The sequence below is a fragment of the Mesorhizobium sp. WSM4833 genome (genome assembly GCF_055811095.1).
On sequence record NZ_JBVVQG010000008.1, the window covers coordinates 193,840 to 220,601 of the forward strand.

The window sequence follows — 26,762 nt, forward strand, 5'->3', positions numbered from 1 at the left end:
CGTCGCACGCCGCACACAGGTCCCGCGGCGCTTGCGTTTATCGCGCATCCCCTCTATATGCGCGCTCATTCCACACACGGACTTTGGTGTCTGCCCGGGAGAAATCCGGCTGAAACCTCCGGTGGCGTTCGAGGACAAAGTCCAAAAATGCCTGTGTCCGTGGAGGCTAACCGGAAAGGAACTTTGAATGGCACTGCCTGATTTCAGCATGCGCCAGCTTTTGGAAGCTGGCATTCACTTCGGCCACCAGACCCATCGCTGGAACCCGAAAATGGCGCCCTACATCTATGGCGCCCGCAACAACATCCACATCATCGACCTCAGCCAGACGGTGCCTTTGCTGCACCAGGCGCTGAAGCAGGTTTCCGACACCGTCGCCAAGGGCGGCCGCGTGCTGTTCGTCGGCACCAAGCGCCAGGCGTCCGACATCGTCGCCGATGCGGCACAGCGTTCGGCTCAGTACTATGTCAACTCGCGTTGGCTCGGCGGCATGCTGACCAACTGGAAGACGATCTCGAATTCGATCCAGCGCCTGCGCAAGCTCGACGAGATGCTGGCCGGCGAGGCGCAAGGGTTGACCAAGAAGGAACGCCTGAACCTCGACCGCGAGCGCGAGAAGCTCGACAAGGCGCTGGGCGGCATCAAGGACATGGGCTCGACGCCCGACCTGATGTTCGTGATCGACACCAACAAGGAAGCGATCGCCATTCTCGAGGCCAAGCGCCTCGGCATTCCGGTCGTCGCCATCATCGATTCGAACTGCGATCCGGACAAGATCGACTTCCCGATCCCCGGCAATGACGACGCAGCCCGCGCCATCCAGCTCTATTGCGATCTGATCGCCAAGGCTGCGATCGACGGCATCGCCCGTCAGCAGGGCGCGCTCGGCGTCGACATCGGCGCTTCGATCGAAGCTCCCGTCGAACCGGCGCTCGACCCGGCTCCGGCCCCGGCTGCAGACGCTCCGGAAGCTTGATAATCGAAGGCCGGTTGCGGCCTTCATCTTTCTCATATTCTGGCACGCTAAACAGACGCACCATCGAATACCGATGGTGCGTCGGTGCATTTAAAACAAAGAGGCGACAATGAGCATTTCGGCTGCACAGGTCAAAGAACTCCGCGACTTGACCGGCGCGGGCATGATGGATTGCAAGGCGGCGTTGACCGAGACCAACGGCAACATGGAAGAGGCCGTCGACTGGCTGCGCAAGAAGGGTATCTCCAAGGCTGACAAGAAGGCTGGCCGCACCGCGGCTGAGGGCCTGATCGGCGTCGACAACGGCGTGCGCGAGGCTGCCGTCGTGGAAGTCAATTCCGAGACCGACTTCGTTGCCCGCAACGCCGCGTTTCAGGAAATCGTCGCCAATGTTGCCAAGGTTGCGCTGGCCTACGGCACGACGGAGGCTGTGGCCGCCGCAAAGTATCCAGGTTCCGACAAGTCGGTTGCCGACACCATCAAGGACGCTGTCGGCACCATCGGCGAAAACATGGGCTTCCGCCGCTCGGCCAAGCTCACCGTCCCGCACGGTGCTGTCGCCACCTACGTCCACAACGCAGTTGCCGATGGTCTTGGCAAGCTCGGCGTTCTGGTCGCGATCGAGACCACGGGCAATGAGCATGCCGCCAACGCCTTTGGCCGCCAGGTTGCCATGCATGTCGCCGCCACCAACCCGCTGGCGCTGACGGCCGAGCAGATCGATCCGGCTGCGGTCGAGCGCGAGAAGGCGATCTTCGCCGATCAGGCGCGCCAGTCCGGCAAGCCGGAAGCGATCATCGAAAAGATGGTCGAAGGCCGCCTACGCAAGTTCTATGAGGAAGTCGTGCTCCTGAAGCAGGCCTTCGTGCTCAATCCCGACATCACTGTCGAGCAGGCACTGAAGGATGCCGAGAAGGAAATCGGCGCTCCGGCCAAGATCTCCGCCTATCTGCGCTTTGCGCTCGGCGAAGGCATTGAAAAGGAAGAGACCGATTTCGCGGCGGAAGTCGCGGCTGCGGTGAAGAAATAATCCTTACAAATAGCCCCCTGAAGGGGCTTCTCAGCTCAGGCAACTCGGCCGGGTGTCCGCAAGGATGCCCGGCCGATTTCTTGTGCGGTGTCGATAAAGGCCCTGAGCTTCGGCGCCATTGACGCCCGGCGCGGGAAATAGAGGAATAGCCCCGGTTCCTCGATCGCCGTCTGCGGCAGCACCTGGACCAGGCGGCCCGCGGCAAGATCGGCGCGCGCCAGCGGCTCGAAGACATAGGCAAGCCCGACGCCTGCAAGCGCAAGATCGATTGCTGCGAGCGAATCCGTCACGACAACGCTGCCCCGCGTCTCCATGGCGATGTCCTTGCCATCCTCGATCAGATCCCAGCGATAGAGCGCACCGGAGCGGACGAGCCGGTAGCCAATACAATTGTGGCTCGCCAAATCGGCAACGCTGCTGGGACGGCCGTGCCGTCCGACATAAGCGGGCGAGGCCACGATGACGACGGAGAACGGCGGCGTCAGCCGGACCGCGACCATGTCCTGGGCGATCATCTCGCCAAGCCGGATGCCGGCATCGAAGCCTTCGCCGACGATATCAACCAGACCCTGGTCAGCGAAGACCTCGACCGTAACCTCCGGATAGCGCTCGGCCATCGCGGCGACCACCGGCGTCACCGCCAATGGTATGGCGATGTTGGAGGCGTTGATCCTGAGCAGGCCAGACGGCCTGCCTTTGACGCTGCGGATACGGTCCATCCGCTCGGCAATATCCTGGAGGGCCGGAGCCGCCGTTTCCACCAGCGCCTTGCCGGCCTCGGTGAGCGAAACGCTGCGCGTCGTCCGTGCGAACAAAGGCTGGCCGATCCGCTCTTCGACAATGCGCACCGCATGGCTGACTGCCGAAGGGCTCATGCCGAGTTCGGCGGCGGCAAGCGCGAACCCGCCGCGTCGGGCCACGGCGACGATCACAGGCAGGTGAGTGAGCAGGTCCCGGTCCATTCATGCATGATATCGCATGGTCCATGCGAACCATGCAATCTTATCGATGTCAGCCTGGCGGTCCAAATTGTCCGCAGCACATCGGCGATGGGCTGATGGCATCGAGGAGAAAGAACATGAATGCGTTGAAGCGCGTAACTTTCGCGGCAGGCATGGCGTTGGCGCCGATGGACGCCGGCGGGGCGGAGCCATCAGACTGGCGGGCGCTCGCAGACGAACGCGCGGTCATTCGCATTGCCGATGCCATCGACCGGGCCGTCGACGCCCAGGACTGGAAGCTTGCACGCAGCTATTTCGCGGATCGGGCCACTGCCGATTTCAGCAGCCTTTCCGGACAGCCGGCGGCCAACATCGCTTCCGACGACCTGATTGGCGCCTGGGCGGCCAACCTCAAGGGCAGCAAGACAAGCCTGCATCTGCGCACCAATCACCATGTCGTTCTCGAAGGGGACACGGCGACTGTCCTGTCAAACGGCTATGCCTGGAACCGGATGGAAGGCAATGGCGACCCGCTTTGGGAGGTCTGGGGCACCTATAAGCATCACCTGACGCGTTTTGCGGATGGCTGGAAGGTCGATGGCTTTGCGTTCCGCATGACACACGAGCGCGGCAATCCCTGGGTCAAGACCACTCCGGGCCAGTGACGCTCGGGCATCTGTCACCAAGCATTGGAAGACGATTATGACCATGACCTACTACACTCTTGGCAACAGCGGCCTCAGGGTCAGCCGGCTGGCGCTGGGCACGATGACTTTCGGCACGGAATGGGGCTGGGGAGCCGACAGGGATACGGCGCGGGCGATGTTCGACGCCTATGTCGAGGCGGGCGGCAATTTCTTCGACACGGCGGATCTCTACACAGACGGCACGGCCGAAGCCTGGCTTGGCGAATTCATCGCCGAGCGCGGCTTGCGCGACATGGCGGTGATCGCCAGCAAGTTCACCATGAACATGCAGCCCGGCAATCCGAATGCCGGCGGCAATGGCCGCAAGAACATCATGCGGGCCGTCGATGCTTCGCTGAAACGGTTGGGGACCGACTATATCGATCTCTATCTCATGCATGTCTGGGACAGGCTGACCCCGGCCGAGGAGGTCGTGCGCACGCTGGACGACCTGGTTCGGATGGGCAAGGTGCGCCATGTCGGCCTTTCGGATGTGCCCGCCTGGTATGCGGGCCGCGCACAGGCGATCGCCGAATTGCGCGGATATGAGCCGGTTTCGGCGCTACAGCTCGAATATTCATTGGCCGAACGCGTGATCGAGAATGAGTTCGTGCCATTCGGCACGCGCCATGGCGCCGGCATCATGGTGTGGAGCCCGCTGGCCGGCGGACTGCTGAGCGGCAAGTATCGGCCGGCTCAGGCCGGAACCGCGGGCCGGCTCGACGGATTTCGCAACTCGACGCATCCGGGGTTCCAAAAGTTCACGCAACGCAACTGGGCTATCGTGGCCGAACTCGAGAAGGTCGCATCCGAGATCGGCCGCAGCATGCCTCAGGTCGCGCTCAACTGGGTAGCGACGCAGCCGGGGATCGCGACCGTCATTCTCGGTGCGACGACGCTCAGCCAAATGCAGGACAATCTTGGCGCGCTGGATTTCGAGATTCCGAAAGCGCATCGCGACCGGCTGGAGAGGGTCAGCAGAACTCCAGCGCCGTTTCCCTATTCCTATTTCGGCGCGCAGATACAGGCGCGCGTCACCGGCGGCGCGACAACCGGCGACAAGCCCTCCAACTACGTGTCACCGGTGCTTATCGAAGGAGAGTCGGCCAGCGTGTCCACCAATTGATTGATGGGACAGGAAACCGGCGAATTTGCCGTTTGGGCGCCGCGTGACATCGCGGCGCCCTTCGTGTATCGGAACGCCATTGTTTCGAGGCGGCGCCTGCGCGAGGGTAGCCACCGGAACGCGCCACATGCAAATGAAGAGGCCCAGATGACGGTGAAGCCCCTCTACCGACGTGTCTTGTTGAAAGCGTCGGGCGAAGCGTTGATGGGCGAGCAGCATTTCGGCATCGACGTTTCAGTGGTGGATCGCATCGCCGGCGACATCGCCGAGGCGCGTGCATTGGGCATCGAGGTCGGTGTCGTCATCGGCGGCGGCAACATCTTTCGCGGCGTGGCCGTTGCCTCCAAGGGCGGCGACCGTGTCACCGGCGACCACATGGGCATGCTTGCCACGGTGATCAACTCGCTGGCGCTGCGCACGTCGTTGAACAAGATCGGCGTCGACGCCGTGGTGCTTTCGGCGATCGCCATGCCCGAACTCTGCGAGAGCTTTTCGCAGCGCCAGGCGACTGCCTACATGAACCAGGGCAAGGTGGTGATCTTCGCCGGCGGCACTGGCAATCCGTTCTTCACCACTGATTCGGCCGCCGCCCTTCGCGCGGCTGAAATTGGCGCCGACGCACTGTTCAAGGGCACTCAGGTCGACGGCGTCTACTCGGCGGACCCGAAGAAGGACCCGAGCGCGACGCGTTTCGAGCGCATCAGCCATGGCGAAGTCATAAATCGCGGCCTTTCCATCATGGATACTGCAGCGATTGCACTTGCGCGCGAAAACAACATTCCGATAATCGTCTATTCGATCCACGAAAAAGGTGGTTTCGGCGATATTCTGAGGGGCGGCGGCCGCTGCACGGTCGTCGCGGACGATTGATCGGCGGCCAGGCCCGAAGGGAAACCGGTTTTCGAAGGTCCGATTCGAAGACGGCCCGAAGCAGTGAGCCCGCATTAGACGGGTCGAGGAGATAAAGATGAGTGGTGAGTACGACGATCTCAAGCGGCGCATGGATGGGGCCATCGCCGCGTTCAAGCATGATCTGGCTTCGCTGCGGACCGGTCGCGCCTCCAGCAATCTGCTCGATGCGATCCAGGTGCAGGCCTATGGCACCACCATGCCGATCAACCAGGTCGCCAACGTCTCGGTGCCGGAGCCGCGCATGATCTCGGTATCGGTATGGGACAAGTCGATGGTCGGCGCGGTCGCCCGCGCGATCCGCGAATCCAATCTGGGTTTCAACCCGATCGTGGACGGCACCAACCTCAGGATTCCGCTTCCCGAACTCAACGAACAGCGACGCAAGGAACTGGTCAAGATCTCGCACACCTACGCCGAGAACGCCCGGGTCGCCGCGCGCCATGTGCGCCGCGACGGCATGGACTTCCTGAAGAAGGCGGAGAAGGACGGCGACATCAGCGAGGACGATCAGCGCAAGCGCTCGGACCAGGTTCAGAAACTTACCGACGAGACGATCAGCACCATCGACCACCTGCTTTCCGATAAGGAAGCTGAAATCATGCAGGTTTAGGGTCTTGGCCTCCGGCTGACCCGAAAGCGAGAACATGGCAACGCCCGCGCATGTCGCGATCATCATGGACGGAAACGGACGCTGGGCCAAGGCGCGCGGCTTGCCTCGTCTTGCGGGCCATCGTGCCGGCGTCGAGGCGCTGCGCAAGACGGTGCGCGCAGCACCCGGGCTCGGCATCTCCTACCTGACCGTCTACGCTTTCTCCTCGGAGAACTGGTCGCGGCCGAAATCCGAGGTCAGCGACCTGATGGGCCTTCTGAAAATGTTCATCCGCCGTGACCTTGCCGAACTGCACCAGAGCGGTGTGCGGGTTAGAATCATCGGCGACCGGGCAGGGCTGCAGCCCGATATCAGGGGACTGCTCGACGAGGCCGAAACGCTGACGGCCGCAAACGAATCGCTGACGCTGGTGATCGCCTTCAACTATGGCGGACGCGACGAGATCGTTCGCACGGCGCAAAAGCTCGCTTTGGCCGTGGCGCGTGGCGAACTCGACGCCGAGGCGATATCTGCCGAAAGCTTTGCCGTTGCGCTTGATACGCAAGGCATTCCCGACCCGGAACTGGTCATTCGCACCAGCGGCGAGCTTCGCCTGTCGAATTTCCTCCTGTGGCAGGCCGCCTATAGCGAGCTCGTCTTCCTGCCTTGCTACTGGCCCGACTTCAGCCGCGAGCACCTTGCCGAGGCCTTGCGTGAGTTTGCTGGCCGCGAACGCCGGTTCGGTGGACTTGGAGGCCAGGACGTCGCTTCGCGACCGGCCGCGGGATGAGCAATCTCCAGCTGCGTGTCGTTTCGGCGATCGTGCTCGCCATCATCACTCTCGGTCTGACCTGGATCGGCGGTCTGCCGTTCCGGCTGCTGTGCGCCGTGATATCGGCGGCGATCTTCTATGAATGGACCCGCATGTCGCGCCCGACCGGGGCCACGGGCCTGGGTTTCCTGCCGGAAGCATTGCTGGTCGTCTTCGTTGGCGCCTTGATCGGCGGCCTGGCCGCCTCCTGGCTGCTGCCGCTTGTGGCGGCCATTGTTGCCGCAACGGCGATAGCCGCCTCGCTTCGCAAGACCGGACAATGGGATGCGAGCGGCCTCGCCTATGCCGCGGTTTCAGGCCTGTCGCTCGCCTTGCTGCGCGATGGCGATCGTTCGGGCCTCATTGCCATCCTGTTCCTGTTTGCGGTCGTCTGGGCCACCGATATCCTTGCCTATTTCGTTGGCCGTGCCGTTGGGGGGCCGAAACTGGCGCCCTCTATCTCGCCCGGCAAGACGCGCAGCGGCGCGCTCGGCGGTGCGCTCGGCGGCGTCGTCGCCGGGCTGGTCCTCGCCGTAGCTGCCGGTGTCGGCAATCTGGCATTGCTCGGCCTGGTGGCGCTCGTGCTGTCGATTGTCTCGCAGGCAGGCGACCTGTTTGAATCCTGGGTCAAGCGCCGCCATGGCCGCAAGGACTCAGGCGCGCTCATCCCGGGCCATGGCGGCGTCATGGATCGTGTCGATGGGCTTGTCGCAGCTGCATTCGCCCTATACGTCATCGGCTGGATTTCGGCGAACGCCGATCATCCGGCGCAGGGTCTGTTTCCCGTTTGAGTGGTGTCATTTCAGGTCCTTTGCGCGATGCGCCTTGGATTCGCCCGGATTGGTGTCACAGTCACGGCGCAGTCTGCGCCGTGGAAGAATTGAGGGTTTGTCTTGAACGAGATTCTTCACGCGCTTTTCAGCACACAAGGCTTTGTCCTCGGCACGCTGGTGCCATTCCTCTTCGTGCTGACCGTGGTCGTGTTCGTCCACGAAATGGGCCATTACCTTATCGGGCGCTGGTGCGGCATCGGCGTCAGGGCCTTCTCGATCGGCTTCGGCCCGGAACTCTTCGGCTTCAACGACAGCCACGGCACGCGCTGGAAACTGTGTGCGATACCGCTTGGCGGCTATGTCAAATTCGTCGGCGACATGAACGCCACATCGAGCCAGCCGACGTCGGAAGAAATTGAAACGCTGACCGAGGAAGAGCGCAAGGTCGCCTTCCACACGCAGCCGATCTGGAAGCGCGCGGCAACGGTGGTGGCCGGACCGCTGTTCAATTTCCTGCTGACGATCGTCGTCTTTTCCGTGCTGTTCACCGCCTATGGCCGCTATGTCGCCGAGCCGATGGTGGCCGAGGTCACCGCCGACAGCCCGGCGGCGAAGGCCGGCATCCTTCCCGGCGACCGATTCGTCAGCGTCGACGGCAACAAGGTCGAAACCTTTGGCGACGTTCAACGCCTGGTCTCGGGCCGTGCGGACGACGCAATCACTTTCGTTATGCTGCGCGACGGCCGGGAGGTCACTGTGACCGCGGCACCGCGGCTGATGGAACAGGAAGACGCGCTCGGCAACAAGGTCAAGGTCGCTGTAATCGGTGTCGTCAACAACAAGGAACTCGGCCAGCCACGGCTCATCACCTACACGCCTGTTGGAGCTGTCGCGGCAGCGGTCGAGGAAACCGGTCACGTCATCCAGCGCACCGGCCAGTTCCTGCAGCGCTTTGTTGTCGGGCGCGAAGACAAATGTCAGCTGGGCGGCCCGGTGAAGATCGCCGACATGGCGGGCAGGGCTGCGAAACTGGGATTCGAATGGCTCGTGCAGCTGGTTGCACTGCTATCCGTTGGCATCGGAATTCTGAACCTTTTGCCGATTCCCCCCCTCGACGGCGGTCACCTCTTGTTCTACGGGGTGGAGGCTGTCATTCGCCGTCCGGTGTCGGAACGGATGATGGAAATGGCCTATCGGGCCGGGTTGCTTCTGGTGCTGTGCTTCATGGGGTTCGTTTTTTGGAACGATCTGTTTGGGTGCTGAAATCATGAAGAAATTTGGCTTCTGCATGGACGATGTTGAGACGCCGTTTACCATGCAAGGGGATATGAGTGACGCGAAAGCCACGCCGCAGGGTTAAGTAAATACAAATTAACCAGAAGCCTTGCGTGTAGGGAAAATCCGGTTAATACGGTAGGGGAAATTACCGCACGTCCGGTTTTCTCGCCGTGGGGACTACGAGAAAAGGTTATTAAGCCCGATGAAGGCAGCATCCAAGTTTCTAAGCGCCGCGTCCGCGGTGACCCTGTCCGCGGCCATGGTCGTGCCAGGCGCGCTCGCAGTGCAGTTCGTTGCCACATCGGCGGCTGAAGCCGCTGTCGTCAGCAGAGTCGAAGTAAGCGGCAACCAGCGTATCGACGCTGAGACCATCCGCAATTACATCACCATCAAGCCGGGCAAGGCTTTCTCCAGTTCCGATATCGACGGTGCGGTCAAGGCACTGTTTGGCACCGGGCTGTTTTCGGATGTGCAGATCAACCAGGTCGGCTCGACGCTGGTTGTCAAGGTTGCCGAGTACCAGGTTGTCAACCAGGTGCTGTTCCAGAACAACAAGAAACTCAAGGACAATGCGCTCGCGGCGGCGGTGCAGCTGAAGCCGCGCGGAACGTTCTCGCAGGCGACGCTCGATGCCGACGTGGAGTCGGTCAAGGCTGCCTACAGGCGCATTGGTCGCGACGACGTGACCGTGACCACGCAGGTCATGCAGCTTGGCGACAATCGCGTGAATGTGGTCTTCAACATTGCCGAAGGCGATCGCACGCAGATCGCGGCGATCAATTTCGTCGGCAACAGCGCCTATTCCAGCCGCCGCCTGTCGGATATCATCAACACCAAGCGTTCGTCCTGGGTTTCCTTCATCCTGCGCGACGACGTCTACGACGATGACAAGCTGCGCGCGGACCAGGAGCTGCTGCGCCGCTTCTACTACAATCACGGCTATGCCGACTTCCAGGTCGTGTCCGCCGTCGGCGAGCTCGACAGCGCGACGAACAAGTACACGGTCACCATCACCGTCCAGGAAGGCGACCGCTACACGTTCGGCGATGTCAGCGTCGAGAGCACGATCCCTGAAGTCGACGGCAAGTCGCTGGAATCGGTGATCGAGACCCACAAGGGTGACGTCTACAACGCCAAGAACGTCGAGGATTCCATCATCGCGCTGACCGAGAAGGTGGCCGGTTCCGGCTATGCCTTCGCGCAGGTCACGCCGCGCGGCGACCGCAATTTCGAGAACCACACCATTTCGGTGGTCTATACGATCGACCAGGGCACCAAGGCCTATATCGAGCGCATCGAGATCCGCGGCAACGATCGCACGCGTGACTATGTCATTCGCCGGGAGTTCGACGTCAGCGAAGGCGACGCCTTCAACCAGGTGCTCATCCAGCGCGCGAAGAAGCGCCTGGAAAACTTGAATTACTTTGAGAAAGTCGACATCTCGACCGTGCCTGGCTCGCAGCCCGACCAGGTCGTTCTGGTGGTCGACGTGGTTGAGAAGTCGACCGGCGAGTTCTCGGTGGGTGCTGGTTATTCGACCGGTGGCGACACGGCCGGTCCGTCGGTCGAAGGCTCGGTGACCGAGCGCAACTTCCTCGGTCGCGGTCAGTTCATCAAGCTGTCTGCGGGCGGCGGCAAGAATTCACGCGACTACAGCCTGTCCTTCACCGAGCCTTATTTCCTCGGACGGCGCATCGCCGCCGGTTTCGACATCTATAAGTCGACGCGGGAATACAACAACAACTATGACAGCGATACCACGGGCGCGACGATCCGTTTCGGCCTGCCGATCACCGACAGCATCACGACCCAGTTGGCGTACAACATCTCGCAGGAAAAATATAAAGTTGACGATGGTTGCTTGACCGATGGGGTTTATATTCCTGGCAGCCCTTGCAATATCTCAACTGCAATCCTTGATGGCATCGATCAGAGCCCTTGGATCAAGTCGTCGGTCAGTCTCGGGCTGGTCTACAACACCATCGACGACATGAAGAACCCGCATGAGGGTATCTATGCCAACACAACCGTCGAAGTGGCCGGTCTTGGCGGCGATGCCAAGTTCGTGAAGATCACGGGACGCGGCAGCGTCTATCAGACGTTGTCCGAGTCGCTTGATCTTGTCGGCCTTATTTCGGGCGGCGCCGGCCATGTCGAGGGTTATGGCAGTGACGGCCTGCGTATCTTCGATCAGTTCCAGAGCACGGACCGCATGATCCGTGGCTTCGCCTATGGCGGTATCGGGCCTGTGGATCCTCTCACGGGTGACCATCTCGGCGGTACGACCTACTTCAATGCTTCTGCTGAAGCCCAGTTCCCGCTGCCAGTCGTTCCGGAAAGCTTCGGCCTTCGCGGAGCTGTGTTTGCAGACGCGGCGACTCTCTATGGCAGCAAGGTTACGAGCGTTGCTCAGGAGTCAACGGACATGCAGCTGCGTGCCTCTGTCGGCGTTGGTCTGATGTGGGCGTCGCCGTTCGGTCCGATTCGTATCGACTATGCGATCCCGGTCAAGAAGGAAGCGCGCGACGACGTGCAGGAATTCAACTTCGGCATATCGACCCGCTTCTGATCGGCGGCCAACGATGCTCCCGGGTCTTCAGGGTCCGGGAGAAATGTTCCGACCTAGCTGGATATAGCTTCTGGAATGACCGATCCGGTGTTCTTCGCGCCATCACGCCGGTATACGGCGGGCGAAGTCGCGAATCTGACCGGCTCGGTGCTTGTCGATTCCGGCCACTCCAATATTTCGATCGAAGCACTCGCGCCGGCCAGCGAGGGCGGCGAGAATGCGCTCGTCTTTGTCGACGGCAAGCGTAATTCCGCGCTGATGCCGTCGCTGCGGGCTGCCGCGGTGCTGTGCCCGGCGGAATTTGCCGGCAAGGCGCCGGCAAGCGTTGCCGTTCTCATTCATCCGCGTCCACAACAGGCCTTCGCGCTGATCGGGCGTCTGCTGTTTCCGAGGGCGGCGACACCAGGGCCAATGACCAGCGAAACCGGCGTCTCGCCGCACGCTCACGTCGATGCGACCGCCCATGTCGAAGCCGGTGCCGTCATCGAGGCCGGCGCGGTTGTCGGGCCAGGTGCTTCGATCGGCAGCGGCACCGTCATCGCCCCAAATGCGGTCATCGGACAATCCTGCCAGATCGGCCGCGACGGCTATGTCGGTCCGGGCGCCAGCATCCAGTATGCCTTGATCGGCAATCGCGTCATCATTCATGGCGGCGCCAGGATAGGCCAGGATGGTTTTGGCTTCGTCGGCGGGGCCAAGGGTCCTGAGCGCGTGCCGCAGATCGGTCGTGTCGTTATCCAGGACGACGTCGAGATCGGCTCCAACACCACCGTCGATCGCGGCGCCATGTCCGATACGATCATCGGCCAAGGCACCAAGATCGACAATCTCGTGCAGATCGCCCATAACGTCCGCATCGGCCGCAATTGCATAATAGCCGGGCTTTCGGGTATTTCGGGTTCTGTGGTCGTGGGTGACAATGTCACCATGGGCGGCGGCGTGGGGCTTGCGGATCACCTGACCATAGGGACAGGGGCCAAGCTTGCCGCCAGAAGTGGATTTATGAGCAATGTCCCTGCAGGCGAGATCTGGGGCGGCTATCCGGCACAGCCGATGGCGGAAGCCATGCGGGAGATAGCCATGCTGCGCAAGCTCGCCAGGACCCGCAAACAGGGCGAGGGAGGCAATGGCTGACATGATCGCGTCGACGACGCTGGAAGCGGTCGACATCATGGGGCTGATGAAGCTCCTGCCGCACCGCTATCCGTTCCTGATGATCGATCGTATCGTCGACATTGATGGTGACGAATCCGCCATCGGCATCAAGAACGTGACCATAAACGAGCCGCATTTTCAGGGCCATTTCCCTGAGCAGCCGGTCATGCCGGGTGTGCTTATCGTTGAGGCGATGGCCCAGACGGCCGGCGCCATCTGCATCCGCAGCCTGGGTACCGAAAAGCCGTCGCTGGTCTATTTCCTGACCATCGACAACGCCAAATTCCGCAAACCGGTCGTTCCCGGCGACCAGTTGAAGATCTATGTCAAGAAAATCAAGAAACGCGGCAACCTGCTCAAATTCGCTTGTGAAGCCATGGTCGACGGCGCCAAGGCGGCCGAGGCCGAGATTTCAGCCATGATGGTCACCAGCGACTGACGATCGAGTGCTTATGAAAATCAAGACATCCATCCATGCTTCCTCCATTGTCGAGGAAGGCGCCAAAATCGGCCAAGGTGTGCGCATTGGGCCGTTCTGCCATGTCGGCGCCGATGTGGTGATCGGCGACGACGTCGAACTGGTCAGTCATGTCTCGGTGATGGGCGCGACGTCGATCGGCGCCTCGACCAAGGTCTACCCGATGGCGACATTGGGCGCGCCGCCGCAGAACACAAAGCACAAGGGCGGCCGAACCACCCTGGTCATCGGCAGGAACTGCACGATCCGCGAAGGCGTGACGATGCATCTCGGCACCGATTCCAGCCGCGGTGAGACGACGGTCGGCGACAACGGCAATTTCCTCGCCTACGCCCATATCGCCCATGATTGCGTCGTCGGCAACAATGCGACGTTCGCCAATGGCGCAACGCTGGGCGGCCACTGCGAGGTCGGTAACAACGTCTATATCGGCGGCCTGACCGCAGTGCATCAGTTTGTCCGCATCGGCGACAACGCCTTTCTGGGCGGTTGCTCCGCGATCGTCGGCGATGTCATCCCCTTTGCCATAGCGGTCGGCAACCGCGCCAGTTTGCGCGGTCTCAACATCATCGGGCTCAAGCGCTCCGGCCTGCCGAGGTCCGAAATCCTTGTGCTGCGCAAGGCTTACAGGATGATCTTCGATCGTTCCCGCACTGTTGGCGAGAACATCGAGTTCGCCAAGGCGGAGTTCGCGTCGTCGCCGACCGCCATGAAGATCATCGATTTCATCACCAGTCGCGGCAAGCGGCACTATGCTGTGCCGTCGCTCAAGGGCGGCGATGGCGACGATGTCGATGACGAAGACTGAGACAGCGGCAGCGCGTCTTGATCTTCCGCCGGGCTCCAGGGTCGGCATCATTGCCGGCGGCGGCAGTCTGCCGGTCGAAGTCGCGGCCGGTTCGGCTGAACAAGGCTATCCGCCCTTCGTCATCCTGATGGAAGGCGAGGTCGACCGCATCGCGGAGCTCTCCCGATACGATCATGAAAGCCTCGCTCTGGAAGGTATAGGTTCGCTGGTCCCATTGCTACGGCGGCACCGGATCACCCATCTGGTGCTTGCAGGCGAGATCAAGCGCCGACCGCGATTGCTTGCGCTGCGCCCCAGTCTCAGCCTGCTCGCGGTAATTCCGCTGGTCGTCATGGCGCTCGCGCGTGGCGACGATGGCCTGCTGAAGGTCTTGGCGAGGGGCCTCGAAGCCCGTGGAATAAAGGTTGTGGGAGCGCATGAAATCGTGCCGAGCCTTGTCGCCGCCGAAGGCGTCCTGACCAACGCCGCGCCACAAAAGTCGGACTGGCGTGACATCGAGGCAGGCCTTGACGCAGCAAAGGCCATCGGGGCGCTGGACATCGGCCAGGCCGCGATCGCCATCGGTGGCCGGACCATTGCGCTGGAAGGCATCGAAGGAACAGCCGGATTGCTTGAGCGGGCAAAGCTTTTACGCGGCCACGGCCGTATTGCGGGCAAGACCCGCGGCGTCCTGGTCAAGTGCGCCAAGCCTGGCCAGGAACTGCGAGCGGATCTTCCGTCCATCGGCCTGCAGACGGTCGAAGCAGCGCATGCAGCCGAGCTTGCCGGGATTGCCGTCGAGGCGGGACGTTCGCTGGTTCTCGAAGGTCCTGAAACCATCGCGCGCGCCAACGCACTCGGCCTGTTCGTCATTGGCCTGCCTGCCACGACGGAGCGGCACAATGGCTGACAGGGCATTGAAGATCGCGATTGTTGCCGGCGAGGAGTCCGGCGACCTGCTTGGCGCCGATATAGTGCGCTCGCTCAGGCAGGCTGCGGGACGCGAGGTGCAACTCGTCGGCCTCGGAGGCCGTCATCTGCAGACGCTGGGACTGGTCTCGCCATTCGATGCCGGCGAGATCGCCCTTATGGGATTCAGTGCCGTCCTGCGCGACTTGCCGCGCCTGATGCGGCGGATCAGCCAACTGGCCAAGACCGTTGCCGACGAAAAGCCGGATTGCCTCGTCACCATCGACAGTCCGGACTTTTCGTTGCGCGTCGCCAAAAAGGTGCGTGCGGCCAACCCGTCGATTCCGATCATCCACTATGTCTGTCCCAGCGTATGGGCGTGGCGGCCGGGCAGGGCGGTCGCGATGAAGCCCTATGTCGACCACATCCTCTGCATCCTGCCTTTCGAGGTTAAGGAGTTGGAGCGGCTCGGCGGGCCATCGGGCACCTATGTTGGGCATCGCCTGACGCACGATGCGGGCTTGCTCGCTGCAGCCAAGGCGCAGGAGTTGCCGCGCGACCTTTCTCCTGATCGGGTCAAAACCTTGCTCGTCCTGCCCGGTTCGCGGCGTAGCGAGGTACGGCGGCTGCTCGACCCGTTCGGCGAGACGGTGTCGATCCTGCGCGCGCGCGGCCACCGCTTGCGGCTGCTGCTGCCGACCGTCCCGCATGTCGCCGACCTCGTCAAATCTTCCGTCAACCGCTGGGATGAAAAACCTGAGATCATCGTCGATCCCCAGCGCAAATGGCAGGCTTTCGGCAGGGCCGATGCGGCGCTGATCGCGTCCGGGACGGTATCGCTGGAACTGGCGCTGGCCGGCGTGCCGATGATTTCCTGCTACAGGCTCGACCCGGTCGCGCGCATCTTGGCGCCGTACCTCGTTTCCGTCTGGTCGGCGCTGCTGCCCAATCTCATATCGGATCGAGCGCTTATTCCCGAATTCTACGACGGCTATATCAAGCCGAACAATCTTGCCCGGCAATTGGAGGCACTGTTCGCCGACAGCGGCATGCGTGCCTGGCAGAAGGATGGATGCGCAGAGATCAGGCGGCGCATGGCTACCGGTAGACCGTCCGGCGAGATCGCCGCGCAGGTGGTGATGCGGTACGTCAAGAGAGTGAGTAGTCAGTAGTCAGTAGAAATGGTCGACTTCGCTACTCACTACTCACTATTTCCTGATTCACCGCTTTGCGATCGGCACGTAATCCCGCTCCGGTGCACCGGTATAGAGCTGGCGCGGGCGGCCGATCTTCTGGCGCGGATCCTCGATCATCTCTTTCCACTGGGCGATCCAGCCGACGGTGCGAGCGACCGCGAACAGCACGGTGAACATGGTGGTGGGGAAGCCCAGCGCCTTCAGCGTAATGCCGGAATAGAAGTCGACATTCGGGTAGAGCTTCTTCTCGATGAAATAGGAATCGGTCAGCGCGATCTTTTCCAGCTCCATGGCGATGTCGAGCAGCGGATCGTCCTTGATGCCGAGCTCGCCCAGAACCTCATGTGCCGTCTTCTGCATGATCTTGGCGCGCGGATCGTAGTTCTTGTAGACGCGGTGGCCGAACCCCATCAAGCGGAACGGGTCGTCCTTGTCCTTGGCGCGGGCGATGAATTCGGGGATGTGATCGACATGGCCGATCTCGCCAAGCATGTTGAGCGCCGCTTCATTGGCGCCGCCATGCGCGGGTCCCCACAGGCAGGCTATGCCGGCGGCGATGCACGCAAACGGGTTGGCGCCCGACGAGCCGGCGAGGCGAACGGTCGAGGTCGAGGCATTTTGCTCGTGGTCGGCGTGCAGGATGAAGATGCGTTCCATGGCGCGCGCCAGCACCGGGTTGATCTTGTATTCCTCGCAAGGCACGGCAAAGCACATATGCAGGAAGTTGGCGGCAAAGTTCAGCTCGTTCTTCGGGTAAATGAAGGGCTGGCCGATGTGGTATTTGTAGGCCATCGCCGCGATCGTCGGCATCTTGGCGATCAGCCGCATGGAGGCAACCATGCGCTGGTAGGGGTCGGAAATGTCGGTGGAGTCGTGATAGAAGGCCGACAGCGCGCCGACCACGCCGCACATCACCGCCATCGGATGCGCGTCGCGGCGGAAGCCGGTGAAAAAGCGCGACATCTGCTCATGCACCATGGTGTGGCGCGTCACGCGGTAATCGAAATCGTCCTTCTGCGCCTTGGTCGGCAATTCACCGTAGAGCAGGAGATAGCAGACCTCGAGGAAGTCGCCATGTTCGGCCAACTGGTCGATCGGATAGCCGCGGTGCAACAGGATGCCGGCGTCGCCGTCGATGAAGGTGATTTCGGACTCGCAGCTTGCCGTCGAGGTGAAGCCGGGATCGTAGGTGAAAGCGCCGGTGGTTGAGTAGAGCGAGGCGATGTCGATCACATCAGGCCCGACCGAACCGCTTCGCACCTTGAATTCATGGGTCTTGCCGGCGAATTCAAGCGTTGCGGTGGCCTCTTGGGTCTTGCCCAAATCCAGTTTTTTCGCAGCTTCGGTCATTGCAAACTCCTTCTTGTTTCCTCATGCCGGCAAAGGCAAATTTCGCAGAGCGACACGTCGAAAATCACCGCAATGCGCGTATTCGCCACCGCATTTCAGGAGGTGCGTGCCAGATTGGGCCAAGGCCTAATGTTGCACTGCGAAACCCGCCTTTCAATGCCAATCTTCTTGGGCCAGTTTGCTCCTAATCGATTTGATCTGAGATGCGCGCCAGGCTTTCCTCGCGGCCGAGGACGGCGAGCACATCGAACACGCCCGGCGAGGTGCTTTTGCCGGTCAAAGCGGCGCGCAAAGGCTGGGCCACCGCGCCGAGCTTGTGGCTGCCGGCCGCCGCCACCTCGCGGATCGCCGCCTCCGCCGAGGCGGCTGTCCAGTCACCCGTAAGCCCGTTCAAAGCTTCGTGAGCACTGCGCAGGATCTTGCGGGCGTCATCGGTGAGCAGAAGGGCCGCCTTGTCGTCGATCGGCAGCGGTCGCGTGGCAAACAGGAAGGCCGCGCCGTCGACGAGCTCCACCAGCGTCTTGGCGCGCTCCTTCAGGCCCGGAAGCGCTGCCAGCAACTGCGCCTTGGTGCTGTCGTTCAGGCGTGCGGCGATCGCCGGGCCACCTTCGAGATAGGGCAGGGTGGCGATGAAGATGTCGAACAGCTCGGCATCGCTCATGCGGCGCATATGCGCGCCGTTGATCGCCTCCAGCTTGGCGAAGTCGAAGCGCGCCGCGCCCTTGTTGACATCGCCGATGTCGAACCAGGAAATCATGTCCTTGATCGACATGATCTCGTCGTCGCCATGGCTCCAGCCGAGACGCGCCAGGTAGTTGAGCAGCGCCTCCGGCAGGTAGCCCATGGCGCGATAGGCCTCGACGCCAAGCGCGCCGTGCCGTTTCGATAGCTTGGCGCCATCGGCGCCGTGGATCAGCGGGATATGCGACATGGACGGCACGTCCCAGCCCATGGCGTTGTAGATGACGGTCTGGCGGGCGGCATTGGTCAGATGGTCGTCGCCGCGGATGATGTGGGTGACGGCCATGTCATGATCGTCGACGACGACGGCATGCATGTAGGTCGGGTTACCGTCCGAACGCAGGATGATGAAATCGTCGAGGTCCTTGTTGGGAAAGCGCACGTCGCCCTGGACCCGGTCATGGACGACGGTCTCGCCTTCGGTCGGCGCCTTGATGCGGATGGCGCCCTTGGCGCCTGCGGGTGCCTCTGAGGGGTCGCGGTCGCGCCAACGGCCATCGTAGCGGGGTGGCAGCCCTTTGGCTCTGGCTGCCTCGCGCATCGCCTCCAGTTCGGCTGGTGTGGCGTAGCAATAATAGGCCTTGCCGATGCGCACGAGCTCCTCGGCCACCTCGCGGTGACGCGGCGCACGCTCAAACTGCGACACCGGCTCGCCGTCCCAGCTCAGGCCAAGCCAGGAAAGCCCGTCGAGGATGGCAGCCGTCGCGGCTTCATTGGAGCGTTCGCGATCGGTGTCCTCGATGCGCAGCAGCATCGTGCCGCCGGTGTGCTTTGCATACAGCCAGTTGAACAGCGCCGTGCGCGCGCCGCCTATGTGCAAATAGCCGGTGGGCGAAGGGGCAAAACGGGTGACGACCTTGTCGGACATGGAACTCTCGGAAACCATCTGAAGCGGGGTGCGGTCGCGCGGACTTTCGCGCTTTGCGCGTTCATGTAGCATAGGGTGTCGAGGGCGCAAGGGGCAGACCCGATGGCTGGACGAGGCTGGGGCTCGGATCAGGGCGAGGACGCTGCCATTGGCGTCAGCGAACGGTCCCTATTTGCGCCTCTGCCAGCCTCATTGCCGCCGCCGTCGCCCGTCGTGCCGGATTCCGGCAAGCTGCCCTTGCAAACGGGTGTCGCCGCCTCTGTTCCTGTTGCCGAAACCGGCAGGATCGTGCGCGTGCGCCGGCAGATCGGCCTGATATCACTGCCTCGCCTGCGCCACAGCGTGAACACGGCGGCGAGCCTGGAACTCGACCGGGGCGTGGCCTTCCTGCTGGTGCCGGTCTGCCTTGCGATCGGAGCGATCGGCTATTTTTCGCTGACGGCTGAACCCGACTTTGCGAGACCTGTCGCGGTTGTCATCCTGACGGGGATCTGTGCGCTGGTCTCGCGCTCATGGCCAAAGACCCATCTGTGTTTCATGGCGGCACTTTTGTGCGCCCTAGGACTGCTTGCTGCCAAGGTCGAGACGTGGCGTGCGGGCACACAAATGTTGGGCTCGGAAATCTCGACGCAGGTGACCGGCCGCGTCGTCTCGCTCGACCGGATGGAAACTGGCCGTATCCGGCTGACCATCGACGTAACATCGACCGCAAGACCGAAACTGCGCTATGCGCCGGAACGGGTACGGCTTTCGGCACGCAAGATCCCGGCTGACGTGACCGCAGGCTCGCTCATCACTGGATATGCCAAGCTTTTGCCGCCGACCGGGCCGGTGCGACCGGACAGCTATGATTTCTCCTTCGACAGCTATTTTGCCGGCATTGGTGGCAGCGGATTCTTTCTCGGCAATCCAAAGCTTGTCGTCAGCGATGATGGCGACATGCCGCTGTCGGCCCGAATTTCCTCCAGCGTGGAAAATGCCCGTGAAGGCATCGCCGACCATATCAGGGCGAGCGTCGGCGGCGCCGAAGGCGAGATCGCCGCGGCGCTGATCGTCGGCGTGCGCGCCGGCATTCCCGACGACATCAATGAGGCGATGCGACGTACCGGCATCTACCACATCATCTCCATTTCGGGACTGCACATGGCTCTGGTCGCCGGCACCATCATGGGGTTGCTGCGCGGCGCCTTCGCCTTGTTTCCCGATTTTTCCGCGCGTCGCCCGGTCAAGAAGTATGCCGCTGCCGCCGCACTGTTCTCGATCGCAGCCTACCTCGTCATCTCAGGTATCGTCGTCGCCGCCGAGCGCAGCTTCATCATGCTGGCAGTGATGCTGATTGCAGTTCTGTTCGATCGAGCAGCACTCACCATGCGCAATCTGGCGATCTCGGCGATCGCCGTCATCGTGGTGTCGCCGCATGAGGTGGTCGGCCCGAGTTTTCAGATGTCGTTCGCCGCGACCGCAGCTCTGGTCGGCGCCTATGCCGGCTGGGCGGATCACCGCGCGGGAAAAGCAAGACCGCCGCCGCCGAAGCGATCCTTGCCCGGGTTCCTGACACGAAAATTCCTGCTGGCGGCAATCGGTCTGGCCATGACCTCGATCATCGCCGGCAGCGCCACGACGCTGTTTGCCATCTGGCATTTTCAGCGTGTGTCGCCGCTCAGCCTGTTCGCCAATCTCGCGGTTATGCCGATCGTCACCGTCGTCATGTTCCTGGCCGTCGCCAGCGCGCTGCTGATGCCTTTCGGATTGGATTGGCCAGGTCTCTACCTGATGGGCAAGGGCCTGACGATGATGATCGCCATATCGGGCTGGATCTCCGAGCGTTCGCCTGTCGATGGGGTCGGGCTGATTTCGCAACAGTCGGTCCTGCTGGTGGCCATTGCCCTGGTCATCGCGACGATGGCGACGACATGGCTGCGGCTCGCGGCTCTGCCATTCGCGTTGGCAGGCTTGCTGACCGTCTCGGATACGCGCACGCCCGATGTGCTGATCTCAGAAGACGCCCGGCTGGTGGCGTTGCCGATCGGTGGCGGTGAGCTTGCCGTCAGCCGGCAACGGCCGAACGAATTCACCGTCGACAACTGGAAACGCGCGCTGACATCGGAAACCATCGTCGTTCCGGAAGTGTTCGACAACAGCGATGGGCAATTCGACGTCGCGGATGCCGTTGAGCTACCGCCGGGGTCGCCGTTCTATTGCTCCTCAGGCGTTTGCGTGGCCAGGCACATGTCCGGTGCGATCATTGCCTATGTCGAGGACCGCAAGGACACCTGGAAAGCCTGCGGCTTCGCCGAGCTGATCGTCGTCAACGACGCCACCGCCTATGACGCCTGTCATAACCCGCTGGTTCTCGTTATCACCAAGCGGCAACTGGCTCGCAAAGGCAGTGCCGCGGTCTTCTTCGATCGCCAATCGGCGACCACGCCGGCGACAATCAGCTTCGCCGTGGACAGCCCATATCGGCCCTGGCACACGCAACGCAAATACTCTCGCGAGGCGAGGGGGCTGGCACCCTTCAAGAAACCCGAGAAGCCAGTGGTCAACCCACAGCCGTCTCAGTAGCGACGGATCAGGCCGACGAGCTTGCCTTGCACCTTGACCCTGTCCGGCCCGAAAATCCGTGTCTCGTAGGCTGGATTGGCGGCTTCGAGGGCAATCGAGGCGCCCTTGCGGCGGAACCGCTTCAGCGTCGCTTCCTCTTCATCGACCAGCGCCACGATGATCTCGCCGGGGCTGGCCGTGTCGGCGTTACGGATGATAACGGTGTCGCCGTCGAAGATGCCGGCCTCGATCATCGAATCGCCCTTGACCTCCAGCGCATAGTGCGCGCCGCCCATGATCATGTCCGGCGGCACCGAAATCGAATGCGTCTGATGCTGGATGGCATCGATCGGCACGCCGGCGGCGATGCGACCCATGACCGGGATCGAAACGGCAGAGACCGCATCGTCGTCATTGCCGGGCGAAGGCATCCGCGAAGGCGCCGGCTTGATCTGCCGGCCAAGAGCACCACCCTGACCAAGACTGCCCTGGATGACGCTTGGCGAAAACTTCTTTGCCGCATTGAGGCCTGGCGCGATGGAGTCCGGCAGCCGCAGCACTTCCAGCGCGCGGGCCCGATTGGGCAGCCGACGGATAAAGCCGCGCTCCTCAAGGGCCGTGATCAGCCGATGAATCCCGGATTTGGAGGCAAGGTCGAGCGCCTCCTTCATCTCGTCGAAGGATGGCGGAATGCCGCTCTCCTTCAGGCGTTCATGGATGAACATCAGCAGTTCATGTTGCTTGCGTGTCAGCATGGCGGCCCCCAGGTTCCCTGAAACCAGAATCGAAAAACAAACCCAGAACAAACACTATCTGTTCCAGTTGTGTTCTGCAACCGTTTAAAGTTTAATGAATTTGTTAAGGCTGCTGAAATTATTTGGCGCTTGCCAGCGGGTTACGATCGACGGGCGCCACCTTCGGCAATGCGCCTGCTCACATTGAAATTGTTATGGTTAATGACCTGTGGCTTATCCTCTACCAAAGCTTGGCATTATCTGTCGATCGACCTCGACAAGGGGCGATTGCAACCTTCGGGACGTTCGTTGGCCGTGAACGAAACGGAGCCAAAACGCCAACGTCAGTTGGGCATTTTGGCTGGAAATTCAGCTCTCCGTCATTTGCCAGGCAGTGAGGGCAGCGACGGCGGATCGCCGGGATCGGTGCGTCAGGTAACGGCTTCCTTGACGGCGAAACGCTGGTCCTTCCATGCACCCGTGCGCAGAATATCTTCCAGAACCTCAACCGCCAGCCACACATCCTTGTAGCTGACATAGAGCGGCGTGAAGCCGAAACGGATGGTCGACGGTGCGCGGAAGTCACCGATCACCCCGCGCTCGATCAGCGCCCGCATGATTTGATAGCCGTGGTCGTGAAGGAACGACACCTGGCTGCCGCGCCTGGTCGCGTCGCGGGTAGTCTCCAGCGTGAGACCGTAGGCGCCGCACTTGGCTTCGACGAGCTGGATGAACAGTTCTGTCTGCGCGACGCTCTTCTTTCGCAATGCCGCCATGTCGACGTCGCTCCAGATGGCAAGCGCGCCTTTGAGCGCCCGCATCGACAGGACCGGTTGCGTACCGCACAGAAAACGGCGGATGCCGGTGCCGGCAACATAACCCCGTTCGAAGGCAAAGGGCCGCGCATGGCCCCACCAGCCGCTGAGCGGCTGGCTGATATCGCCGTGGTGGCGCTGTGCGGCATAGATGAAGGCCGGCGCGCCCGGACCGCCGTTGAGGTACTTGTACGTGCAGCCGACAGCGAAATCGGCATTTGCCTGATCGAGCTCGACGGGCAGGGCGCCGGCGGTGTGGCAGAGATCCCAGACGATCAGCGTTCCGGCCGCATGAGCCCTGCGCGTCAGCGCCGCCATGTCGCGCAGTTCACCCGATTTGTAATTGACGTGGTTGACCAGCACCACCGCCACGTTTTCGTCGATCAGCTCTTCGATGGTCGGCGCGTCGACGCCCGCGAGGCGCAGCAGGACGGCATCCCGGGTCGAGGCCACGCCTTCGGCGATGTACAGGTCGGTGGGAAAACTGTCACCTTCGGCGACGATGGCTGACCGGCCGGGCCGCATCTCCATCGCTGCGTGCAGCACCTTGTAGATGTTGGTCGATGTCGTGTCGCAGACAACGGTCTGGCCGGCCGCGGCTCCTATCAGGCGTCCGAGTTGGTCGCCGAGTTCGATCGGCATCTCGAACCATCCGGCCGTGTTCCAGGCTCGGATAAGATCTCGGGCCCATTCCTGCGTCGCCGCCTGCTGCAGCTCGCCGAAAACGGCATGAGATGCTGCCCCCAGTGAATTGCCGTCGAGATAGATCACCCCCTCCGGCAGAATGAAACGGTCGCGCATGGCCCGCAGCGGATCCGTGGCATCCATCGCTTCGACTGCGGCGAGATCAGGAATTCCACTCATGGTCAGTCCCCGGTTGTTCGCGAAGGGTTTCCGCCACAGAGCGTCCCTTCGGTGAGCCTGTTCTCATTTCGATGATGTCAGAGCCGAGTGCGGACCGTCCACAGCTCCGGAAACAGCACGACCTCGAGCATTTTCTTCAGATACGAAGCACCCGACGTGCCGCCGGTGCCGCGCTTCAGACCGATGATGCGCTCCACCGTGGTCACGTGGTTGAAGCGCCAGCGGCGGAAATAATCCTCGAAGTCGACCAGCTTCTCGGCCAGTTCGTAGAACATCCAGTAGCGCTGCGGATCGCGGTAGATAGTCTGCCAGGCGACCAGGACCTCTTCATTCTCGGTTCGCGTCTCACGCCAGTCCGTGCGCCTGGCATCGGCACCGATGTCGAATCCGTTGCGCGCCAAAAGCAGCAGCGCTTCGTCGTAGAGCGATGGCTCGGCCAGGATGGCTTCCAGCTTTCCGCTGAGGTCCGGCCGGTGCTTGTGCGGCCCGAGCATGGCCAGGTTGCGGTTGCCGGCCATGAACTCGATGGCGCGATACTGCCAGGACTGGAAACCCGAGGACTGGCCGAGCGCGTCGCGAAACTCGGTATATTCGCTGGGCGTCATCGTTCGCAGCACATCCCAGGCATTGTTCAGCTGCTCGAAGATGCGCGCGACTCGCGACAGCATCTTGAAGCTCGGCTCGAGCCGGTCGGCGCGGATCGAGCGGATCGCGGCGCCAATCTCGTGCAAAGCGAGCTTCATCCACAGTTCCGAGGTCTGGTGCTGGATGATGAACAGCATCTCGTCATGCGCCGACGACAGCGGCGTCTGCGCCTCCAGCACTTTCTCCAGGTGCAGATAGTCGCTGTACGACATGCGCTCGTTGAACGACATCTGTGCGCCTTCGGACGCCGGATCGTAGGGCTCGCTCAATTGACTTTCTCCGTGCGCAGCCGGAAGCGCTGGATCTTGCCGGTCTGGGTCTTGGGCAAAGCAGCAATGAATTTCACCGATCGCGGGTATTTGTAGGGCGCGATCGTCGCCTTGACATGGTCCTGCAGGCGCTTGGTGGTCAATGCGTCAGGCGCCACGCCCTGCACCAGCACGACATGCGCCTCGACGATCTGGCCGCGCTCGGCGTCCTCGGCGCCGATCACCGCGCATTCGGCGACGTCGGGATGTGACAGAAGTGCGGCCTCGACCTCGGGGCCGGCAATGTTGTAGCCGGCGCTGACGATCATATCGTCGGAGCGCGCGGCGAAATGGAAGAAGCCGTCCTCGTCCTGCGTGAAGGTATCGCCGGTGATGTTCCAGCCGTCGCGCACGTAGTCCTTCTGCCTGATATCGGCCATGTAGCGGCAGCCGGTCGGGCCGCGCACCGCCAGCCTGCCGGTCGCGCCGCGCGGTACTTCGCGCATCTCGTCGTCGACGATGCGCGCCTCGTAGCCGCCGACCGGCTTGCCGGTCGACGCGGGCTTCATGTCGCCAAAGCGGTTGGAGATGAAGATGTGCAGCATTTCGGTGGCGCCGATGCCGTCGAGGATCGGCTTGCCGGTCTTTTGCGTCCACTCTTCGAAAACCGGAGCGGGCAAGGTTTCGCCGGCTGAAACGGCAACCCGCAGCGAAGACAAGTCGGCACCTTCATCCATGGCCTTCAGCATGGCGCGGTAGGCAGTCGGCGCGGTGAAGGAGATCGTGGCTTTGTAGGTCTCGATGATGTGGATCATGTTGGGTGGCGTCGCCTGCTCCAGCAGCGTCGCCGCCGCACCGAAGCGCAGGGGAAAGATAGCGAGCCCGCCAAGGCCGAAGGTGAAGGCCAGCGGCGGCGAGCCGACGAAGATGTCGTCCGGCGTCACCTCCAGGATTTCGCGGGCATAGGCGTCGGCGATGATCAGGAGGTCGCGGTGGAAATGCATCGTCGCCTTCGGCACGCCTGTCGTGCCCGAGGTGAAGCCGAGCAGCGCGACATCGTCGCGGCCGGTGTTGACGGCGGTGAATGTCACCGGCTTGTCGAGAGCGGCACGATCGAGCTCGGCATCATGGTTGGCGGTGCCGTCGAAGCCTATGACCTGTTTGAGGAAGGTGCTGTCCTTGGCGCAGGCGGTCATCTCGTCCATCAGCCTGGTGTCGCAGAGCGCGACGGTGATTTCCGCCTTGTCGACGATCTTGGCCAGTTCGCCGGCGCGCAGCATAGGCATGGTGTTGACGACCACGGCGCCGACCTTGGTGGCAGCCAGCCAGCAGGCGACCATGGCGGGGTTGTTGGCCGAGCGGATCAGCACCCGGTTGCCGGGCTCGACGCCATAATTCTCGACCAGCGCGTGGGCGAGCCTGTTCGTCCAGTCCGACAGTTCCTTGTAGGTGCGGCGGCGGCCATTGCCGATCAGGGCTGTGCGGTCGCCGAGGCCCTTCTCGACCAGCCGGTCGGTCAGTTCGACACCGGCGTTGAGGCGTTCGGGATAGTCGAAGCCGTCGAGCAGGATATCGGGCCATTGCTCCGGCGGCGGCAGGTGATCGCGCGTGAACGTGTCGATATGCGCTGAAGGCCCAAGCATGTCGCCGCTCTCCCGTCTGCTGCCTGGCCAGTGCGCAATGCGCCTTGGCTGGATGTGGTGGATCCTAAGGTCCTGCTCTGAGGAGGCTTCGTGC

Annotated in this window: 23 protein-coding genes; 16 read left to right on the forward strand and 7 right to left on the reverse strand. The window is 62.3% G+C overall.

Going from position 1 to position 26,762, the window contains the following annotated elements:
• The first annotated feature begins 187 nt into the window (after nt 1-187).
• Nucleotides 188-976 carry a 30S ribosomal protein S2 gene (gene rpsB / locus AC0L2D_RS18055; protein ID WP_013531765.1) on the forward strand — a complete coding sequence of 263 codons (789 nt, stop codon included), beginning with the start codon at nt 188-190 and terminating at the stop codon, nt 974-976.
• A 109-nt stretch (nt 977-1,085) separates the two neighbouring features.
• Nucleotides 1,086-2,006 (forward strand): translation elongation factor Ts, encoded by a 921-nt coding sequence (tsf, locus tag AC0L2D_RS18060; RefSeq protein WP_013531764.1) that lies wholly within the window; start codon nt 1,086-1,088, stop codon nt 2,004-2,006.
• Between the two features lie 35 nt (nt 2,007-2,041).
• Here tsf and AC0L2D_RS18065 read toward each other — a convergent pair whose 3' ends face one another.
• Nucleotides 2,042-2,968 (reverse strand): LysR family transcriptional regulator, encoded by a 927-nt coding sequence (locus tag AC0L2D_RS18065; RefSeq protein ID WP_473541740.1) that lies wholly within the window; start codon nt 2,966-2,968, stop codon nt 2,042-2,044.
• Between the two features lie 116 nt (nt 2,969-3,084).
• Between AC0L2D_RS18065 and AC0L2D_RS18070 the strand changes: the two genes are divergently transcribed.
• The 13 genes from AC0L2D_RS18070 to lpxB all read left to right on the forward strand — a co-directional run bounded on the left by AC0L2D_RS18070 (nt 3,085) and on the right by lpxB (nt 16,192).
• Nucleotides 3,085-3,612: a nuclear transport factor 2 family protein gene (locus AC0L2D_RS18070; RefSeq protein WP_275953070.1), complete on the forward strand. Its 528-nt coding sequence runs from the start codon at nt 3,085-3,087 to the stop codon at nt 3,610-3,612.
• 37 nt (nt 3,613-3,649) lie between these two features.
• Complete coding sequence (locus AC0L2D_RS18075; RefSeq protein WP_473541742.1) at nt 3,650-4,759, forward strand: aldo/keto reductase; 1,110 nt, start codon at nt 3,650-3,652, stop codon at nt 4,757-4,759.
• A 147-nt stretch (nt 4,760-4,906) separates the two neighbouring features.
• Nucleotides 4,907-5,629, forward strand: coding sequence for a UMP kinase (pyrH, locus tag AC0L2D_RS18080; RefSeq protein ID WP_027161554.1), 723 nt, complete (start codon nt 4,907-4,909; stop codon nt 5,627-5,629).
• A 97-nt stretch (nt 5,630-5,726) separates the two neighbouring features.
• Nucleotides 5,727-6,281, forward strand: a complete 555-nt coding sequence (gene frr / locus AC0L2D_RS18085) for a ribosome recycling factor (RefSeq protein WP_128309126.1) — start codon at nt 5,727-5,729, stop codon at nt 6,279-6,281.
• Between the two features lie 34 nt (nt 6,282-6,315).
• The gene (locus AC0L2D_RS18090) at nt 6,316-7,050 is read left to right on the forward strand and encodes an isoprenyl transferase (RefSeq protein WP_013531758.1); all 735 of its coding nucleotides are present in this window, start codon (nt 6,316-6,318) and stop codon (nt 7,048-7,050) included.
• The gene (locus tag AC0L2D_RS18095) at nt 7,047-7,862 is read left to right on the forward strand and encodes a phosphatidate cytidylyltransferase (RefSeq protein WP_127368446.1); all 816 of its coding nucleotides are present in this window, start codon (nt 7,047-7,049) and stop codon (nt 7,860-7,862) included. Before AC0L2D_RS18090 ends, AC0L2D_RS18095 begins: the two co-directional genes overlap by 4 nt.
• A 102-nt stretch (nt 7,863-7,964) precedes the next feature.
• Nucleotides 7,965-9,107, forward strand: coding sequence for an RIP metalloprotease RseP (rseP, locus tag AC0L2D_RS18100; RefSeq protein WP_473541745.1), 1,143 nt, complete (start codon nt 7,965-7,967; stop codon nt 9,105-9,107).
• Between the two features lie 217 nt (nt 9,108-9,324).
• Nucleotides 9,325-11,691 (forward strand): outer membrane protein assembly factor BamA, encoded by a 2,367-nt coding sequence (gene bamA / locus AC0L2D_RS18105; RefSeq protein ID WP_063167969.1) that lies wholly within the window; start codon nt 9,325-9,327, stop codon nt 11,689-11,691.
• Between the two features lie 75 nt (nt 11,692-11,766).
• On the forward strand, nt 11,767-12,825 hold the full coding sequence (gene lpxD, locus AC0L2D_RS18110; protein ID WP_275953068.1) for a UDP-3-O-(3-hydroxymyristoyl)glucosamine N-acyltransferase: 1,059 nt from the start codon (nt 11,767-11,769) through the stop codon (nt 12,823-12,825).
• Entirely contained in the window at nt 12,818-13,285 is a 468-nt protein-coding gene (gene fabZ, locus AC0L2D_RS18115) for a 3-hydroxyacyl-ACP dehydratase FabZ (RefSeq protein WP_013531753.1), read from the forward strand. Before lpxD ends, fabZ begins: the two co-directional genes overlap by 8 nt.
• A 13-nt stretch (nt 13,286-13,298) precedes the next feature.
• Nucleotides 13,299-14,132: an acyl-ACP--UDP-N-acetylglucosamine O-acyltransferase gene (gene lpxA, locus AC0L2D_RS18120; RefSeq protein ID WP_013531752.1), complete on the forward strand. Its 834-nt coding sequence runs from the start codon at nt 13,299-13,301 to the stop codon at nt 14,130-14,132.
• Nucleotides 14,104-15,021, forward strand: a complete 918-nt coding sequence (locus AC0L2D_RS18125; RefSeq protein WP_224619205.1) for an LpxI family protein — start codon at nt 14,104-14,106, stop codon at nt 15,019-15,021. The genes lpxA and AC0L2D_RS18125 overlap by 29 nt, the downstream gene beginning before the upstream one ends.
• Nucleotides 15,014-16,192 carry a lipid-A-disaccharide synthase gene (gene lpxB, locus AC0L2D_RS18130; RefSeq protein ID WP_473541748.1) on the forward strand — a complete coding sequence of 393 codons (1,179 nt, stop codon included), beginning with the start codon at nt 15,014-15,016 and terminating at the stop codon, nt 16,190-16,192. The genes AC0L2D_RS18125 and lpxB overlap by 8 nt, the downstream gene beginning before the upstream one ends.
• 48 nt (nt 16,193-16,240) lie before the next feature.
• Here lpxB and gltA read toward each other — a convergent pair whose 3' ends face one another.
• Both gltA and gltX read right to left on the reverse strand, forming a co-directional pair.
• Nucleotides 16,241-17,566 (reverse strand): citrate synthase, encoded by a 1,326-nt coding sequence (gene gltA / locus AC0L2D_RS18135; protein ID WP_013531749.1) that lies wholly within the window; start codon nt 17,564-17,566, stop codon nt 16,241-16,243.
• Nucleotides 17,567-17,750: 184 nt separating this feature from the next.
• On the reverse strand, nt 17,751-19,175 hold the full coding sequence (gene gltX, locus AC0L2D_RS18140) for a glutamate--tRNA ligase (RefSeq protein WP_473541750.1): 1,425 nt from the start codon (nt 19,173-19,175) through the stop codon (nt 17,751-17,753).
• A 102-nt stretch (nt 19,176-19,277) separates the two neighbouring features.
• Here gltX and AC0L2D_RS18145 point away from each other — a divergent pair, with 102 nt between their 5' ends.
• The gene (locus tag AC0L2D_RS18145; protein ID WP_473541752.1) at nt 19,278-21,740 is read left to right on the forward strand and encodes a ComEC/Rec2 family competence protein; all 2,463 of its coding nucleotides are present in this window, start codon (nt 19,278-19,280) and stop codon (nt 21,738-21,740) included.
• Here AC0L2D_RS18145 and lexA read toward each other — a convergent pair.
• The 4 genes from lexA to AC0L2D_RS18165 form a co-directional block, all read right to left on the reverse strand.
• Nucleotides 21,734-22,474 carry a transcriptional repressor LexA gene (gene lexA, locus AC0L2D_RS18150; RefSeq protein ID WP_013531746.1) on the reverse strand — a complete coding sequence of 247 codons (741 nt, stop codon included), beginning with the start codon at nt 22,472-22,474 and terminating at the stop codon, nt 21,734-21,736. The genes AC0L2D_RS18145 and lexA overlap by 7 nt on opposite strands.
• 410 nt (nt 22,475-22,884) lie before the next feature.
• Entirely contained in the window at nt 22,885-24,132 is a 1,248-nt protein-coding gene (gene kynU / locus AC0L2D_RS18155; RefSeq protein ID WP_473541755.1) for a kynureninase, read from the reverse strand.
• 77 nt (nt 24,133-24,209) lie between these two features.
• Nucleotides 24,210-25,046, reverse strand: a complete 837-nt coding sequence (kynA, locus tag AC0L2D_RS18160; RefSeq protein ID WP_013531744.1) for a tryptophan 2,3-dioxygenase — start codon at nt 25,044-25,046, stop codon at nt 24,210-24,212.
• Nucleotides 25,043-26,668 (reverse strand): AMP-binding protein, encoded by a 1,626-nt coding sequence (locus AC0L2D_RS18165; RefSeq protein ID WP_063167974.1) that lies wholly within the window; start codon nt 26,666-26,668, stop codon nt 25,043-25,045. The genes kynA and AC0L2D_RS18165 overlap by 4 nt, the downstream gene beginning before the upstream one ends.
• Between the last annotated feature and the right edge of the window lie 94 nt (nt 26,669-26,762).